General features: G+C 62.5%; 14 protein-coding genes and 1 pseudogene. 6 read left to right on the top strand and 9 right to left on the bottom strand.

All coding sequences use genetic code 11. The features are described from left to right. Window positions 1–11 precede the first annotated feature (11 nt). The 5 genes from TU74_RS17625 to TU74_RS17605 form a co-directional block, all read right to left on the bottom strand. Window positions 12–638 (bottom strand): DUF4136 domain-containing protein, encoded by a 627-nt coding sequence (locus TU74_RS17625; protein ID WP_047282043.1) that lies wholly within the window; start codon window positions 636–638, stop codon window positions 12–14. Window positions 639–661: 23 nt separating this feature from the next. Continuing rightward, window positions 662–1,411, bottom strand: coding sequence for a methyltransferase domain-containing protein (locus TU74_RS17620; RefSeq protein WP_048377188.1), 750 nt, complete (start codon window positions 1,409–1,411; stop codon window positions 662–664). Continuing rightward, window positions 1,408–1,713: a MazG-like family protein gene (locus tag TU74_RS17615; RefSeq protein WP_047273246.1), complete on the bottom strand. Its 306-nt coding sequence runs from the start codon at window positions 1,711–1,713 to the stop codon at window positions 1,408–1,410. The genes TU74_RS17620 and TU74_RS17615 overlap by 4 nt, the downstream gene beginning before the upstream one ends. A 100-nt stretch (window positions 1,714–1,813) precedes the next feature. Further along, a complete protein-coding gene (locus TU74_RS17610; RefSeq protein ID WP_048377187.1) occupies window positions 1,814–2,668 on the bottom strand; it encodes a MaoC family dehydratase in 855 nt (284 codons plus the stop codon). 3 nt (window positions 2,669–2,671) lie between these two features. Continuing rightward, window positions 2,672–4,024, bottom strand: coding sequence for a 3-oxoacyl-ACP reductase (locus TU74_RS17605; protein WP_047280010.1), 1,353 nt, complete (start codon window positions 4,022–4,024; stop codon window positions 2,672–2,674). 123 nt (window positions 4,025–4,147) lie between these two features. Between TU74_RS17605 and TU74_RS17600 the strand changes: the two genes are divergently transcribed. After that, complete coding sequence (locus tag TU74_RS17600; protein WP_048377186.1) at window positions 4,148–5,422, top strand: acetyl-CoA C-acetyltransferase; 1,275 nt, start codon at window positions 4,148–4,150, stop codon at window positions 5,420–5,422. Between the two features lie 8 nt (window positions 5,423–5,430). On the opposite strand, the gene TU74_RS17595 is transcribed toward TU74_RS17600, so the two are convergent. Then, complete coding sequence (locus TU74_RS17595; protein WP_047273278.1) at window positions 5,431–6,465, bottom strand: bile acid:sodium symporter family protein; 1,035 nt, start codon at window positions 6,463–6,465, stop codon at window positions 5,431–5,433. Between the two features lie 82 nt (window positions 6,466–6,547). Between TU74_RS17595 and TU74_RS17590 the strand changes: the two are divergent. Both TU74_RS17590 and TU74_RS17585 read left to right on the top strand, forming a co-directional pair. Continuing rightward, window positions 6,548–7,342 (top strand): annotated as a pseudogene (locus TU74_RS17590) (AraC family transcriptional regulator). A gap of 204 nt (window positions 7,343–7,546) precedes the next feature. Continuing rightward, window positions 7,547–8,440 carry a PA4780 family RIO1-like protein kinase gene (locus tag TU74_RS17585; RefSeq protein WP_047273251.1) on the top strand — a complete coding sequence of 298 codons (894 nt, stop codon included), beginning with the start codon at window positions 7,547–7,549 and terminating at the stop codon, window positions 8,438–8,440. A 63-nt stretch (window positions 8,441–8,503) separates the two neighbouring features. On the opposite strand, the gene TU74_RS17580 is transcribed toward TU74_RS17585, so the two are convergent. Further along, window positions 8,504–9,367: an MBL fold metallo-hydrolase gene (locus TU74_RS17580; protein ID WP_047273252.1), complete on the bottom strand. Its 864-nt coding sequence runs from the start codon at window positions 9,365–9,367 to the stop codon at window positions 8,504–8,506. A 96-nt stretch (window positions 9,368–9,463) separates the two neighbouring features. On the opposite strand from TU74_RS17580, the gene TU74_RS17575 reads away from it, so the two are divergent. Genes TU74_RS17575 through TU74_RS17565 form a run of 3 tightly spaced genes read left to right on the top strand, consistent with a single transcriptional unit; the run spans window position 9,464 to window position 12,223 of the window. Continuing rightward, window positions 9,464–9,793: an ArsR/SmtB family transcription factor gene (locus TU74_RS17575; protein WP_047273253.1), complete on the top strand. Its 330-nt coding sequence runs from the start codon at window positions 9,464–9,466 to the stop codon at window positions 9,791–9,793. A gap of 50 nt (window positions 9,794–9,843) precedes the next feature. After that, entirely contained in the window at window positions 9,844–11,409 is a 1,566-nt protein-coding gene (locus TU74_RS17570; RefSeq protein ID WP_080960165.1) for a bifunctional protein tyrosine phosphatase family protein/NAD(P)/FAD-dependent oxidoreductase, read from the top strand. Window positions 11,410–11,416: 7 nt separating this feature from the next. Next, window positions 11,417–12,223 (top strand): sulfite exporter TauE/SafE family protein, encoded by an 807-nt coding sequence (locus tag TU74_RS17565; RefSeq protein WP_047273254.1) that lies wholly within the window; start codon window positions 11,417–11,419, stop codon window positions 12,221–12,223. Between the two features lie 13 nt (window positions 12,224–12,236). On the opposite strand, the gene cueR is transcribed toward TU74_RS17565, so the two are convergent. Together cueR and TU74_RS17555 are read right to left on the bottom strand one after the other, a co-directional pair. Further along, window positions 12,237–12,638, bottom strand: a complete 402-nt coding sequence (cueR, locus tag TU74_RS17560) for a Cu(I)-responsive transcriptional regulator (RefSeq protein WP_047273255.1) — start codon at window positions 12,636–12,638, stop codon at window positions 12,237–12,239. Window positions 12,639–12,651: 13 nt separating this feature from the next. After that, window positions 12,652–15,039, bottom strand: coding sequence for a heavy metal translocating P-type ATPase (locus tag TU74_RS17555; RefSeq protein ID WP_262502249.1), 2,388 nt, complete (start codon window positions 15,037–15,039; stop codon window positions 12,652–12,654). Window positions 15,040–15,055 lie beyond the last annotated feature (16 nt).

Raw genomic sequence — 15,055 nt, 5'->3', positions numbered from 1 at the left:
AACAATTAGTCTTAATGAGGAGGGTAGGCCTGTACTGCTTTGTTCAGCGATTCGCGCAACGCATTCCCGCGTTCGCTCAGGCTGCCCGTGCTGCTGGTTTCAGCGCTGGAGCTCCAGACAGGCTCGCCGGTCTTGCCGTCATACAGCGTCAGCCGCACCACCATGACGTCCACTTCGTAGGTTCGAACGATGGGCACGGTGTTATACATGCCGTACCGATTGCCATAACGACCGTAGCGATCCCCATAGAACCCGCCGTAACCAGCCCCATAACCATAGTCGTCCTGAACCTGACGCAAGCGTTTTTCTGCATGTAAATCGGCACTGACCCGCACATCAGCTGGGCGGCCGGGCTGGGCCGGGCGCAAGCCTCGCTGATCCAGGGCTGCGCTCACCGCTTCGGCGATCTGTGCTGAATCGGCCCAGGCCGTTCCTGCTGGCAGGCGGCCGTTGAGCCAGGCCCAGCTCTGGTAACGGCCGTAGTCGCGTGGGGGCGCCGGGTAAGCGCTCAGGTCAATGGCGTTGGCGGCCTGCGGCGGGGCGCCAGGCATGGGCAGTGACGAGGCGGTGTACGGGTTGGGGCTTTGGCAGGCGCCCAACCCCAGGCTCAGAACCAATAGAGCAACGCGGCGATACATGACACTCCCCCCCAGTTGAACGGTTAAAGCGGGCGGCACACCCAATGCAGGTAACGGCCCAGCCCCGCAAAGGCAGGGTGGCGCCGATGAGCCAGTTCCATTTCAATCAGTGCGTCGAGTTCGGCGCGGGCCTGGAACTCCACGGGCATGTAGTCGTGGAACACGCGCACGCCACTGTGGCTTTCAACCTGCCATAGCGCTTGCATCGCCTGCGCCAGCTCCCGTGGATCAAGGGGCTGTTGCGGGGTAAGGCTCTGCTTTTCGCCCGCCATGTCGTTTTTTCGCATCTTGCGGAAATGGCCTTTGAGCAAGTTGCGATAAATCAGCGCATCGCGGTTGTAGAACGCCAGCGACAGCCAGCCGCCGCTGGCCGTCAGTTGATGCAGCACCGGCAGGATCGCGTGGGGTTCGGCCAGCCATTCCAGCACCGCATGGCACAACACCAGGTCATACGGTTCGGTGAGTTGGCCCAACAGCTCTTGCCAGGACGCCTGAATAAACGTGCCCGTCTGGCCGGCGTCGGCGAAACGCTGACGCGCGCCTTCAAGCATCGGGGCGGCCGGTTCTGCCAGCGTCACGTCGTGGCCTTGCTCGGCCAGCCACAGCGACATGTGCCCCAGGCCCGCGCCGATGTCCAGTACGCGCAAGCGCCGCTGGGGCAGCGATTCTTTAAGGTCGGCTTGCAACACGGCGAGGCGGATGGCCCCTTTGGCGCCGCCATAGATTTTTTCCGCGAAGCGGGTGGCCAGCAGATCGAAGTGACGGTCGCTCATCGGCTGAAACGCCTTTCGCTGTCGGCCAACTTGCTGCGCACCACCTCGTTCATGTCCAGGCCCAGTTCGCTGCACAGCAACAAGAGGTACAACACGATGTCACCCACTTCCTGACCGGCATGGGCCAGTTGGTCGGCGGGCAGTTGGCGGGACTGGTCTTCGGTCAGCCATTGGAATATTTCCACCAGCTCGGCCATTTCAACACTGGCGGCCATGGCCAGGTTTTTTGGGCTATGGAAGGGCTTCCAGTCGTTGTTATCGCGGATGCGGTGCAGGCGTTGGGTCAATTCGTCGAGGTTCATTGCAGGTGTGCTCTCCAGAAGGCGCAAAGCTTGCGACCGAATGGACGTGGGCGCAAGGGGGGCGCTGGCGCGGCCGACACCTGCGCCGACTGGAGGTGAATTAACTCAACGGCCGCCAGCGCCCGACCATGTGCACCAGGTCTGCATGGCCATTGAGCTGAAAGTCGCCACTGGAACCGGCTTCGCTGCTGTGCAAGTTCACTTCGGCGGGCAGGCGCACCGGTTTTTTGAAGTCCACCGTGATTTCGACATTGGCCGCAGGCAAGTGCGAATTCAACGCGGCCAGCGTGCGGGCTTCAAGCCACAGCCCGTGGGCGATAGCGGTCGGCAGATCGAACAGCTTGGCGCTGGCGGCGCTCAGGTGGATCGGGTTGTAGTCCCCAGACACCCTGGCATAACGGCGCCCGATGTCGGCCGGGGCGTACCAGCGCGTCAACTCGGTCATGCCGCTCGCAATACTCGCAGCAGGCTGGGGCGCGTCGCCCGGTAAATCGACGCCTTTGCACAGCAAGGTACTTTGCGCCTCCCACAGCGGTCCGATGAGGTCGTCCACCTGAGTCACCACGTCGAACGTCGCACCTTTGGGGTGTTTTTGCAGATTGTTCGCGGACACGCCAATGCGCAGTTGAGACACGCCGCCCATGGGCCGCAGCACGCGAATCTGATTGCTCAGGTGGATCAACCCCAGCAGCGGAAACGGAAAGTCTTTGTCGGTCAGTAACTGCATTTGCAGCCCGAACGCCAGGAGGTGCGGGTAGGTCGGTGGCAACAGCGGGCTGGAAGGCAGGTCGCAGACTTCACGAAACGCCTCCAGCGGTTTGCCGTCCACCGTCACCCAGCAACGCAGCCCTTTATCAGGCAGGGTGTCGCCGGTGATTGTGCGCTTGGTCGCCGCGCGGGCGTACAGGGCGGGCAAGTGCGGCGGGGTGTCGAGGTCGAGCCAATGGACAGTCATGGGTCAGGCCCCCAACACGCTTTGGCCGCACACCCGCAGCGTTTGGCCACTGATCGCGCCCGAGCCCGGTTGAGCGAGCCAGGCCACTGCTTCAGCGACGTCCTGGGGCAAACCGCCCTGGCCCAGCGAACTCATGCGTCGACCCGCTTCGCGCAGGGCAAACGGAATGTGCGCGGTCATTTGCGTTTCAATAAAGCCCGGCGCCACGGCGTTGATGCTGATGCCGCGCTCACCGAGCAACGGCGCCCAGGCTTGCGCCAGACCGATCAGCCCGGCTTTGCTCGCGGCGTAGTTGGTTTGCCCGCGATTACCGGCAATGCCGCTGATGGAGGCGAGCAGAACGACGCGCCCGTTGTCCTGCAGGGTGCCGCTGTCGAGCAGGGCTTTGGTCAGCACTTGGGGCGCATTCAGGTTGACCGCCAGCACTGCGTCCCAGTACTCGGGGGTCATGTTGGCCAGGGTTTTGTCCCGGGTGATGCCGGCGTTGTGCACCACGATGTCGATGCCCTCCGGTAAGTGTTCGATCAGCTGCGGGGCGGCGTTTTCAGCACAAATGTCCAGCGTGATACTGCGCCCGCCGATACGGGCCGCGAGGGCTTCAAGGTCGTTTTTGGCCGCTGGCACGTCCAGCAGGATGACGTCGGCGCCGTCCCGGGCCAGGGTTTCCGCGATGGCTGCGCCAATGCCGCGGGCCGCGCCGGTGACCAGCGCCTTGCGCCCGGCCAGTGGTCGCGTCCAGTCACTGACCGGCGTTGCGCAGGCAGACAGGCGCAGCACCTGGCCACTGATAAAGGCGCTTTTGGGCGACAGGAAAAACCGCAGCGCCCCTTCCAGTTGATCTTCGGCGCCCTCGTTGACGTACAGCAATTGCAGGGTGCCGCCGTTGCGCAATTCTTTGGCCAGCGAACGGCTGAACCCTTCAAGCGCCCGCTGGGCACTGGCGGCAAACGGATCGCGTTGACGTTCAGGCGGGCGGCCAAGGATCACCAGATGCGCGCCGGGTTGCAGGCTACGCAGCAGCGGCTGGAAAAATTCGCGCAGCTGTTTGAGCTGGTCGGTGTGCAGCACATCGCTGGCATCAAACACCACGGCCTTGAGGGCGGGGCCCTGGCCTGGAATCCACGGGCTGGCGGCCAAGGGCTCGGCGCCATAGCTGAACACGGCGTCGGTGAGTTTATTGGCAAAAGACTTGATGTGTCGGACCAGCGGGCCGCCGCCCATCAGCAGCGGGCCTTCTACCGGGCGCAGACGTCCGGCTTGCCAGCGTTCCAGTCGCACCGGTGACGCAAGCCCTACCGCGCCGACCAACCGTCGGCCGAGGGATGAGTTGGCGAAGTCGATATAACGGTCTGACATGGAACACTCTCCGACACATGGGGTTCAAAGGGTTGACCACAGGAAGACAAGGGTCGTTCGTTAAAGGGTGATAGCACCTACGCTTGTCACGACAAATGGTTACTCAATCAAAGGGGACGTCTTATGACTTTGCGCCGTGTAGCGATTATTGGCGGTAATCGAATTCCGTTTGCCCGGGCTAACGGGCCGTACGCGAGGGCCAGTAATCAGGCGATGCTGACGGCTGCGCTGGAAGGGCTGATCGAACGCTTCAACCTGCATGGCGAGCGTCTGGGCGAAGTGGTGGCAGGGGCGGTGCTCAAGGATGCGCGCGATTTCAGCCTGACCCGCGAATGTGTACTGGGCTCACGCCTGTCGCCGCAAACCCCGGCCTACGATCTGCAACAAGCGTGCGGCACCGGGCTGGAAGCAGCCTTGCTGGTGGCCAATATAATCGCCTTGGGGCAGATCGAGTGCGCGGTGGCGGGCGGGGTCGACACCACGTCCGATGTGCCGATTGGCCTGAATGACGGGTTGCGTCAGTGGCTGTTGCAGCTCAACCGCACCAAGGCGCCGCTGGACAAGCTCAAAGCCGTGCTGCAATTGCGTCCGCAGTTTTTGAAACCGGCGTTCCCGCGCAATGGCGAGCCGCGCACCGGGTTGTCGATGGGCCAGCACTGCGAGTTGATGGCGCAAACCTGGCACATCCCCCGCGCCGATCAGGATGCCTTGGCCCTGTACAGCCATCAGGCGCTTGCCACGGCGTATCACGAAGGCTGGGAAGACGATCTGGTCACGCCCTTTTTGGGCCTGACTCGGGACAACAACCTGCGCACGGATTTGACCCTGGAAAAACTGGCCGCGCTCAAGCCGGTTTTTGAGCGCAGTGCCAAAGGCACGCTGACGGCGGGTAACTCGACGCCGCTGACCGATGGCGCGTCAGTGGTGTTGCTGGGCAGTGAAGCGTGGGCCAAGGCGCGTGGCTTGCCGATTCTGGCGTACCTGCGCGATGGAGAGACCGCAGCGGTGGATTTCGTACACGGTGCAGAAGGCCTGCTGATGGCCCCGGTGTATGCCGTCCCACGTTTGCTCGCGCGTAATGGCCTGAGTCTGCAGGACTTCGACTACTACGAAATACACGAAGCGTTTGCAGCACAGGTGCTCTGTACGTTGAAAGCCTGGGAAGACCCCGAGTACTGCAAAACCCGCCTGGGGCTGGACGCGCCGCTGGGGGCGATTGACCGCAGCAAGCTCAACGTCAAGGGCAGTTCGTTGGCGGCGGGGCATCCATTTGCGGCCACTGGCGGGCGTATCGTGGCCAACCTCGCCAAGTTGCTCGACGCCGCCGGCCAAGGGCGCGGGCTGATCTCAATTTGCGCGGCGGGCGGGCAGGGCGTCACCGCGATTATTGAGCGTTAACCCGCGCGTTAGGGCATCGGCGCGGCCGGGGCGTTGGGGATAAGAGGATCGGCCGCTTGCCGACGGCGGCTGGCATAGTTTTCTGCCATCACTGAGCACACGATCAGTTGCAGCGGGTGGTAGATCATGATGGGCAACAGGATCAAGCCCAGCCCAGGGTTGGCGCCGAAAATCAGGGCGGCCATGGGCGCACCCGCCGCCAGGGATTTCTTGCTGGCGCAGAACACGGCGGCAATTTCATCTGGCGTGCTGAAGTGCAGCGCACGGGCGGTGCGGGTGGTCATCCACAGAATGACCGCGAGCAGCACGGCGCTGCCGACAAAGGCGCTGAGAATCACTGACGATCCCTGTTGTTGCCACATCCCTGAGACCATCGAGTTGCAGAACGCGGCGTACACCAGCAACAGAATCACCAGCTTGTCGACGATGCTGGTGTAACGCTTGTGCCGGGCAAAAAAGCGGCCGAACAGCGGACGCACCAGTTGCCCCAGCACCAGCGGCAGCAACAACAGGGCGCAGAGGTCGAGCAGGGTGGCGCCGAGGTCGATTCCGCCTGTGCCGCTGCCGACCACGACACTCACCAGCAAGGGCGTCAGGAAAATCCCCAGCACGCTCGACAGGCTGGCGTTGAGAATCGCTGCCGGTACGTTGCCGCCCGCGCTGCCGGTGAGTGCCACCGACGATGAGATGGTGGAGGGCAGCGCGCACAGGTAGAAAAAGCCCAGCATCAACAGCGGCGGGACATGGCTGCCCATTAGGAGGTCGGCCCCCAGCCATATCAGCGGGAAGACGACAAAGGTGAAGCCTTGCACCATCAGGTGCAGGCGCAGGTTTTTCAGGCCGTGGCGGATCTGCTCGCTGGACAGGTTGACCCCGTGCAGGAAGAACACCAGGAACACGCCGATGTTGATGACCCATTCTGCGTGCATGGCGCCGCCGGTGCTGCCGAACGCGGGGAACAGGTACGCCAGAAACGTGGCCAGCACCATGCCGCACAGAAACCAGTCAGTGAATACGCGTTTGAAGTGTTTGAGCACAGGCATCGCAGGCACCGCAATGTTGTAAGAATTGATGACATAGCCTAACGTCGGCCTGATCTGACGTCTCGCGACATAAGGCCAATCCATGCCGCCCAACGGACAACGCGGCCCTCAACGGGCGATTCCCCAACTCGACGCACTGCCCCGGCCGCTTTATGCGCGGGCCGAGAGCCTGGGCGCGGGTTCCTGGACGCCGCGCCATCGGCATGACTGGGTGCAGTTTTCTTACGCCATCAGTGGCGTATTGGGGGTGCACACCGACCAAGGCAGCTTTTTCGCCCCGCCGCAGTGGGGGATCTGGATTCCGGCGGGGCTGGAGCACGAGGTCATGACCTCAATGCGCGCCGAGATGCGCAGCCTGTATGTGCGCCGTGAAGACTGCCCGTGGGCGCCCGATCATTGCCGGGTGCTGGAGGTCACGCCGCTGGCCCGCGAGCTGATCAAGCGCTTTTGTGCGCTGCCGGCCAACTACCCCGAAGCAGGCGGCCCCGAACAACGACTGGTGAGTGTGTTGCTGGACCAATTGGCCGAATTGCCGGAAGTGGGCTTTTCGTTGCCATTGCCTCACCACCCGCGCCTTCTGGTGCTGTGCAATGAATTAATTGAAACCCCTGATGCCGAAGTCAGCGTGGGGCTGTGGTCGGCCCGGCTGGGCGTGTCGGAGAAAACCTTGATGCGATTGTTTCAACGTGAGACAGGCTTGAGCTTTCGTGGCTAGCGCCAGCGGGTACGCTTGCTGTCGTCGTTGCGGGTGCTGGAAGACGGTGCTCACGTCACCCGGGCGGCTCTGTCCTGCGGCTATGAGTCGACGTCGGCGTTCATCGCCGCGTTCAAGAAACTGTTTGGCGCCACGCCCGGCGAGTTGTTTCGCCATCACTGAGCGTCGGGCGTTCAGGCGGTGCTCGCCCATCGGGGCTCGTCTATCATTCAGAAGGTTTGGCGCAGGATGTGCCGGACTGTCAGGTGTACAGGGAGTGCTTGCAAGCGACTTGGAATGCGGCGTCCCTCTCCCCGTGGTGCGCGGATTGCCGTATAACGAGTGACATTCGCGTGTTTGGTAATAAAGGACCCACAATAAAAGCTGATGAAGACTCCAAAACGCTTAGAACCCCTGATCGAGGACGGTCTGGTCGACGAGGTGCTGCGCCCACTTATGAGTGGTAAAGAAGCAGCTGTGTACGTAGTCCGCTGCGGCAATGAGCTGCGATGCGCCAAGGTTTACAAGGAGGCTAACAAACGAAGTTTTCGCCAGGCCGCCGAATATCAGGAGGGTCGCAAGGTTCGTAACAGCCGTCAGGCCCGAGCGATGGCCAAAGGCTCGAAGTTCGGTCGTAAAGAGACCGAAGACGCCTGGCAAAACGCCGAAGTGGCTGCGCTGTTCCGTCTGGCTGGCGCCGGGGTGCGGGTTCCCAAACCGTTCGACTTCCTGGAAGGCGTGCTGTTGATGGAACTGGTGGCCGACGAATACGGCGACGCGGCTCCGCGTCTGAACGACGTGGTGCTGGAGCCGGACCAGGCCCGTGAATACCACGCGTTTTTGATTCAGCAGATTGTGCTGATGCTGTGTACCGGTCTGGTTCACGGTGACTTGTCCGAGTTCAACGTGCTGCTGACCCCGACCGGCCCGGTGATTATCGACCTGCCGCAAGCGGTCGATGCCGCCGGCAACAACCACGCGTTCAGCATGCTGGAACGTGACGTGGGCAACATGGCGTCGTACTTCGGCCGGTTTGCGCCGGAGTTGAAGACGACCCGATACGCCAAGGAAATGTGGGCGCTGTATGAAGCGGGCACGTTGCACCCTGGCAGCGTGTTGACGGGTGAGTTTGATGAGCCGGACGAGCTGGCCGATGTCGGCGGAGTGATGCGCGAGATCGAAGCGGCGCGGCTGGATGAAGAACGCCGTCAGGCCGTACGGGCTGCCGATGAGGCTCCCCCGGGCAAAACCGAAGAGCCGCCTCCACCGTGGATGCAGTGATTCGATGAAGCAAAAAAACCGGCTGCGGCCGGTTTTTTTGTGGGCGTTGTTCCCCCCGCTGGCTTAAAACCGGTTCAGCGGGACTTTCAGGCTGTGTATGCCTTTGTCGTCGGCAGGCGGCAGGTTGCCCGCGCGAATATTGATCTGGATCGCCGGAATCAAGAGTTGCGGCACCGACAAGGTTGCGTCACGGGCGGTGCGCATCGCCACAAAACTTTCAAGGTCGAGGGTGTCATTCACGTGGATGTTGCGCGCCCGCTGTTCACCCACGGTGGTTGTCCAGGCCACGTCGCGGCCTTCGGGCGGGTAGTCATGGCACATGTATAACCGGGTGGTCGGCGGCATAGACAGCAGGCGTTTTATGGACTGATACAGTTGCCTCGCGTCGCCCCCCGGGAAGTCGCAGCGGGCCGTGCCGACATCGGGCATGAACAGGGTGTCACCGACAAAAATGTGGCTGTCTTCGATCTGGTACGCCATGTCCGCCGGGGTGTGGCCGGGCACATGCAAGGCGCGCACGTGCAGCGGCCCTATGTGAAACACCTCGTCAGGGGTAAACAATTTGTCGAATTGTGATCCGTCCTGCCGGAACTCAGGCTCAAGGTTGTAGAGGTCGCGGAACACACCCTGCACCTGGGTGATGGGCGCTCCAATGCCAATTTGGCCGCCGAGTGTTTTCTTCAGGTAGGCACTGGCCGACAAGTGATCGGCGTGGGCATGGGTTTCCAGCAGCCAGTGCACCGTCAGGCCACGGGACTCGACAAAGGCGGCGATCCGGTCCGCACTCTGGGTGCTGATGCGCCCGGCGGCGGCATCGTAATCGAGCACCGGGTCGATGATCGCGCAGGCGCCCGCCGTGGCGGCGTACACCACGTAGCTGACGGTGGAGGTAGCGGGATCGTAAAAGCCCTGTATTTCGGGGTGCATGGCGGCCTCACATCAGTCGATACAATTCTTAATATATTGAAAGATATATTATTGAATCGTAAACTGTCGACCGTTATGTCGGCAGGGGTTTTTTCAATGTCTGTACAGCTCACCCATCACCAAATCGGTCTGCTGCGCGATTCGGCGTCCAAAGCCTGCCTGCTGCTCAAGGCGCTGGCCAACGAAGATCGCCTGTTGCTGTTATGTCAGTTGACCCAGGGCGAGCGCAACGTGGGCGAGCTTGAGGCGCTGACCGGTATTCGTCAGCCCACGCTGTCTCAACAGTTGGGTGTGCTGCGCGATGAAGGGTTGGTCAATACCCGGCGCATGGGCAAGTTCATCTTCTATTCCCTCGCCAGTTTCGAAGTGGTCTCGGTCATGCAAACCCTGTCCGGTTTGTACTGTGGTCAAGCGTTGAAGCAGTAACGCGCAGCGGGACCCGATCCATTCATTTTCAGTTGTGCCTGGAGTGCTCAATGGAGCAAAACATCAAGCGAATCGACGCGTGCTTTTCGGTGGCGGGTCAAATCGGTCAGTCTGATCTCCAAACGTTAGCGGGGCAGGGGTTTCGCAGTGTGATCTGCAACCGGCCCGATCATGAAGGCGGCCCCGAACAACCCGAGCACACCGCGCTCCGCGACGCCGCGCAGGCCCTGGGGTTGAGTTTTGCGTATGTGCCTGTGGCCACCACCGGGGCGACGGCGCAGGACGCCGAACAGATGCGCACCGTACTGGCGCAACTGCCGACGCCGATTCTGGCGTTTTGCCGCACCGGCAATCGCTCCTCCAAATTGTATGAACTGGCCACCCGTGGCACTCGCGAAGCGGCACCGTATGACATCGTCGTGATCGGCGGCGGCTCGGCCGGGATCTCGGTGTGCGCGAGCCTGCTCAAGCGGGATGCGGCGTTACGCATTGCCGTGGTTGAACCCAGCGCCGAGCATTACTACCAACCCGCGTGGACGTTGGTGGGTGGCGGCGCCTATGACGTGAAAAACACCGTGCGTGCCACGGCTGACGTGATGCCCAAGGGCGCCACCTGGGTCAAGGCGTCGCTGTCTGCCTTTGCCCCCGAGCGCAATGTGGTGCTGCTCAGTGATGGCAAGGAGTTGACCTATCAGCAATTGATCGTCTGCCCGGGGTTGGAACTGGCCTGGGAGAAAATCGAGGGCCTGGAAGAGACGCTGGGCCAGCATGGCGTGACCTCCAACTACCGCTATGACCTCGCGCCCTATACCTGGGAGCTGGTGCGCACGTTGCGCGGCGGTACGGCGCTGTTTACCCAGCCGCCCATGCCGATCAAGTGCGCAGGCGCGCCGCAAAAAGCCATGTACCTGGCCTGTGACCACTGGCGTAAACAGGGGGTGCTGGACGCGGTAGCGGTCGAGTTCAACCTGTCGGGCGCGGCGTTGTTCGGTGTCCCGGCCTTTGTGCCGCCCTTGATGAAATACGTTGAAGCGTACAACGCCACACTGGTGTTTCAGTCCACGCTGGTGAAGGTCGACGGCCCTGGCAAAACGGCCTGGTTTGATGTGACGGACGCTGACGGCAATGTGAGCCGTCAGCAGAAAACATTCGACATGTTGCATGTCGTGCCGCCGCAACAGGCGCCGGATGTGATCCGTCGCAGCCCGTTGGCGGACAGTGCCGGTTGGTTTGAAACCGACCCGGCCACCTTGCAGCACCCGCGCCATCCGGAGATTTTTGCCCTGGGCGATGTGTGCGGCACGCCGAATGCCAAAACGGCCGCAGCGGTGCGCAAGCAAGTCGTGGTGGTGGCTGAAAACCTGATCGCCCTGCGCAAGGGCGCTGCGCTGAGCAAACGCTATGACGGCTACGGTTCGTGCCCGCTGACCGTCGAGAACGGCAAAGTGATCCTGGCCGAGTTCGGCTATGGCGGCAAATTGCTGCCAACGTTCCCGCTGGACCCGACTGTCGCGCGTCAGTCAGCGTGGTTCCTCAAGGCGTCTTTCCTGCCGTGGTTCTACTGGCAAGGCATGCTCAAGGGGCGCGAGTGGTTCACCGACTGCTCGGGAAACTGACCGGCCTATGTTGACCATTCTGTTGGGCGTTTTGGTGGGCGTGGTGCTGGGGTTGACCGGTGCCGGGGGTGGCATTTTGGCGATTCCGGCGTTGACCCTCGGTTTGGGGTGGACGCTGGCGCAGGCCACGCCGGTGGCGTTGCTGGCGGTGGGCACAGCGGCGGCGTTGGGTGCGCTCGACGGCTTGCGCAAAGGCCTGGTGCGCTACAAGGCCGCCGCGCTGATGGCGTTGGTGGGTTCGATCACCTCGCCGGTGGGGTTGTATCTGGCCGCGCTGTTGCCCGCCAGGGTGCTGGTGTTGCTGTTTGGCTGCGTGATGATTTTTGTGGCCGTGCGCATGTTTCTCCAGGCACGGGCCGATGGCCGTGAAGGGGCCAGCGAAGGGGTTCTGGAAAAAAACTGCATGCTCAACCCAGCCACCGGCCGCCTGACCTGGAATGCACGGTGCAGCCTCACGCTGGTGTCGATTGGCGCCACGTCAGGCTTGCTCACCGGGTTGTTGAGTGTGGGCGGCGGGTTCTTGATCGTGCCGGCGTTTCGCAAGTTCAGCGATGTGCGCATTCACGCCGTGGTGTCCACCTCGCTGATGGTGGTGGCGTTGGTGTCACTCGGCACGTTGGGCAATTTGATGCGTCAGGGCGTGAGCCTGTCCACCGAGGGTGTGCTGTTTATTGTCGCCACACTGGTGGGGATGATCGCGGGCCGGGTGATTTCGCCCAAGGTCTCCGCGCAGTTATTGCAGCAGGGGTTTGCCGTGTTGTGCGCGTTGGTGAGTGTGCTGATGTTCGCCAAAGTGCTCATGATGAGCCTTTGACGAAACGCCTGGCTCAGGCGCAGCAACTGCCCGACGCCAGGCCCTTGAGGATCGGGCAGTCAGGACGGTGGTCACCCTGGCACGTATCGACCAGCTCTTGCAGGGTGTCGCGCAGGCTGGTCAGTTCAACGATTTTTTGGTTCAGCTCATCGATATGCTGGCGCGCCAGCGCTTTCACGTCGCTGCTGGCGCGCTGGCGGTCTTGCCAGAGCGCCAGCAGTTTGCCGACTTCGTCCAGAGAAAACCCCAAGTCCCGCGAACGCTTGATGAAGGCCAGGGTGTGCAGGTCGTCGTCGCTGTACAGCCGGTAGCCGCTGTCACTGCGATGGGCAGGCTTGAGCAGGCCGATGGACTCGTAATAACGAATCATCTTGGCGCTCAGTCCACTGTGCTTCGCGGCTTGACCGATGTTCATGACGACTGCCTCCTCACTCAAGGTCCTTGGGTTTCCAGAACTTCAGCAACAGTGCATTGCTGACCACGCTCACGCTGGAAAAGGCCATCGCGGCCCCGGCCAATACCGGGTTCAAAAAGCCGAAGGCCGCCAGCGGAATCCCGATCACGTTGTAGATAAACGCCCAAAACAGGTTTTGGCGGATTTTGGCGTAGGTCTTGCGGCTGATTTCCAGCGCGGCAGGCACCAGACGCGGGTCGCCGCGCATCAGGGTGATACCGGCCGCATGCATGGCCACGTCTGTGCCGCCGCCCATGGCAATGCCGATGTCGGCCGCCGCGAGCGCCGGGGCGTCATTGATGCCGTCGCCTACCATGGCGACCACCCCGGTTTTTTTCAACTCGGCCACCGTGGCGGCTTTGTCGGCGGGCAGCACCTCGGCGTGAACATCCTGAATACCCAACGCTTCGGCCACCACCTTGGCACTGCCTTTGTTGTCGCCAGTCAGCAAGTGGCTGCTGATATGGCGCCCGGTGAGCTGCTGCACGGCGGACAGAGCCCCCGGCTTCAAGGTGTCGCCAAAGGCGAACAGGCCCAGCACTTTGGGCTGTGGGCTTTGCTCGATCAGCCACGACAAGGTGCGGCCTTCGGCTTCCCAGGCCGCGGCGGAGTCGGCCAGCGGGCCGGGGGTGAGCCCGGTTTCTTCCAGCAGGCGACGGTTACCCAGCGCCAGACGACGGTCCAGCAAGGTGCCCGCAATCCCTCGGCCCGTCAGCGACTGGCTGTCCGTGACATCGGGCACGGTCAACTGACGCGCTGCGCAGGCATCGAGTACGGCTTTGGCCAAGGGATGCTCGCTGCCGCGTTGCAGTGCCCCGGCGGCTTGCAGCAATTGCGCTTCGTCCCCCGAGACGGCACTGAAATGGGCAATTTGCGGGGTGCCGGAGGTCAGCGTGCCGGTTTTGTCGAAGACCACGGCGCTGACTTCATGGGCGCGTTCAAGGGCTTCGGCGTCTTTGATCAAAATGCCATGCCGGGCAGCCACACCGGTTCCGGCCATGATCGCCGTCGGGGTGGCGAGGCCGAGCGCGCAGGGGCACGCGATGACCAGCACGGCGACAGCGTTGATGAGCGCGGTTTCAATCGGCGCGCCGTAGAACCACCAGCCCAGTAACGTCGCCAGCGCAATCAGCAGCACCACGGGGACGAAAATCTGGCTGACTTTATCCACAAGCTTTTGAATCGGCGCCTTGCCCGCCTGTGCGTCTTCCACCAGGCGAATAATGCGCGCCAGTACGGTTTCAGTGCCCAGCGCCAGGGTTTTGATCACCAGACGACCTTCGCCGTTGATGGCGCCACCCGTGACGTTATCCCCAGGCTGTTTTGGCACCGGCAGGCTTTCGCCGCTGATCAGGGCCTCGTCGGCATGGCTTTGACCCTCGACCACTTCGCCGTCTACCGGGAAGCGTTCGCCGGGTTTGACCAGTACTAGGTCGTTGAGGCGCAGGTCGCTGATGGCCACGTCCTGTTCCTGCCCATCGACCACCCGCAGGGCGCGTTCGGGGCGCAAGGCTTCAAGTGCCCGGATGGCGCTGGCGGTCTGGCGTTTGGCGCGGCTCTCAAGGTATTTACCCAACAGCACCAGCGCGATCACCACGGCCGAGGCTTCGAAGTACAGGTGGGGCATGGTGCCGGGGGCGGCGATGGCCCATTCATACAGGCTGAGGCCGTAACCGGCACTGGTGCCAAGTGCGACGAGCAAGTCCATATTGCCTGCACCGGCTTTGACGGCTTTCCAGGCCGCCACGTAAAACCGTGCGCCGAGGATGAACTGCACCGGAGTGGCCAGCAGAAATTGCGCCCAGGCGGGCAGCATCCAGTGCAGGCCGAACGGCTCGACCAGCATCGGCAGGACCAGCGGCAATGCCAAAACGATGGCCGCCACCAGCGACCAACGCTCACGGCGCAGGCGTTTGTGTTGATCGTCTTGGGTGGCGTGGACATTTTCTGTGAGTTGGGCGCTGTAGCCCGCCTTGGTCACCGCCTCGATCAGGCGGGCGGGGTCGATAGGTCCCAGCGATTCGATGTGCGCCCGCTCACTGGCCAGGTTGACGGTGGCGTTTGTCACGCCGGGAACTTTGGCCAGGGCTTTCTCGACCCGACCTGCACAGGAGGCGCAGGTCATGCCGCCGATGTTCAGCTCTACGGTCTGGCTGGGCACGCTGTAACCGGCCTGGGCGACCGCGTCAAGCAACAACGGCAGGCTGTCGGCAGGCGCTTCGATACGCGCCTGTTCAGTGGCCAGATTGACACTGACCGATGTCACACCGGGCACCTTGGCCAGCGCTTTTTCTACGCGGCCGGCGCAACTGGCGCAGGTCATGCCGGCGATCGGCAAGTCGTATTGAATGGGCACGAACAATCCTCCTCAAGAAGTT

Origin of the sequence: Pseudomonas lundensis (assembly GCF_001042985.1) — a bacterium.
Lineage (GTDB): Bacteria > Pseudomonadota > Gammaproteobacteria > Pseudomonadales > Pseudomonadaceae > Aquipseudomonas > Aquipseudomonas lundensis.
The sequence above is the reverse complement of the archived record's forward strand: the minus strand, read 5'-3'. Positions and strand labels throughout refer to the sequence as shown.

Bases quoted from the DNA above. Each gene is read 5' to 3' on its own strand.
- TU74_RS17625 (WP_047282043.1), bottom strand. From the start codon at position 638: ATGTATCGCCGCGTTGCTCTATTGGTTCTGAGCCTGGGGTTGGGCGCC.
- TU74_RS17620 (WP_048377188.1), bottom strand. From the start codon at position 1,411: ATGAGCGACCGTCACTTCGATCTGCTGGCCACCCGCTTCGCGGAAAAA.
- TU74_RS17615 (WP_047273246.1), bottom strand. From the start codon at position 1,713: ATGAACCTCGACGAATTGACCCAACGCCTGCACCGCATCCGCGATAAC.
- TU74_RS17610 (WP_048377187.1), bottom strand. From the start codon at position 2,668: ATGACTGTCCATTGGCTCGACCTCGACACCCCGCCGCACTTGCCCGCC.
- TU74_RS17605 (WP_047280010.1), bottom strand. From the start codon at position 4,024: ATGTCAGACCGTTATATCGACTTCGCCAACTCATCCCTCGGCCGACGG.
- TU74_RS17600 (WP_048377186.1), top strand. From the start codon at position 4,148: ATGACTTTGCGCCGTGTAGCGATTATTGGCGGTAATCGAATTCCGTTT.
- TU74_RS17595 (WP_047273278.1), bottom strand. From the start codon at position 6,465: ATGCCTGTGCTCAAACACTTCAAACGCGTATTCACTGACTGGTTTCTG.
- TU74_RS17585 (WP_047273251.1), top strand. From the start codon at position 7,547: ATGAAGACTCCAAAACGCTTAGAACCCCTGATCGAGGACGGTCTGGTC.
- TU74_RS17580 (WP_047273252.1), bottom strand. From the start codon at position 9,367: ATGCACCCCGAAATACAGGGCTTTTACGATCCCGCTACCTCCACCGTC.
- TU74_RS17575 (WP_047273253.1), top strand. From the start codon at position 9,464: ATGTCTGTACAGCTCACCCATCACCAAATCGGTCTGCTGCGCGATTCG.
- TU74_RS17570 (WP_080960165.1), top strand. From the start codon at position 9,844: ATGGAGCAAAACATCAAGCGAATCGACGCGTGCTTTTCGGTGGCGGGT.
- TU74_RS17565 (WP_047273254.1), top strand. From the start codon at position 11,417: ATGTTGACCATTCTGTTGGGCGTTTTGGTGGGCGTGGTGCTGGGGTTG.
- cueR (WP_047273255.1), bottom strand. From the start codon at position 12,638: ATGAACATCGGTCAAGCCGCGAAGCACAGTGGACTGAGCGCCAAGATG.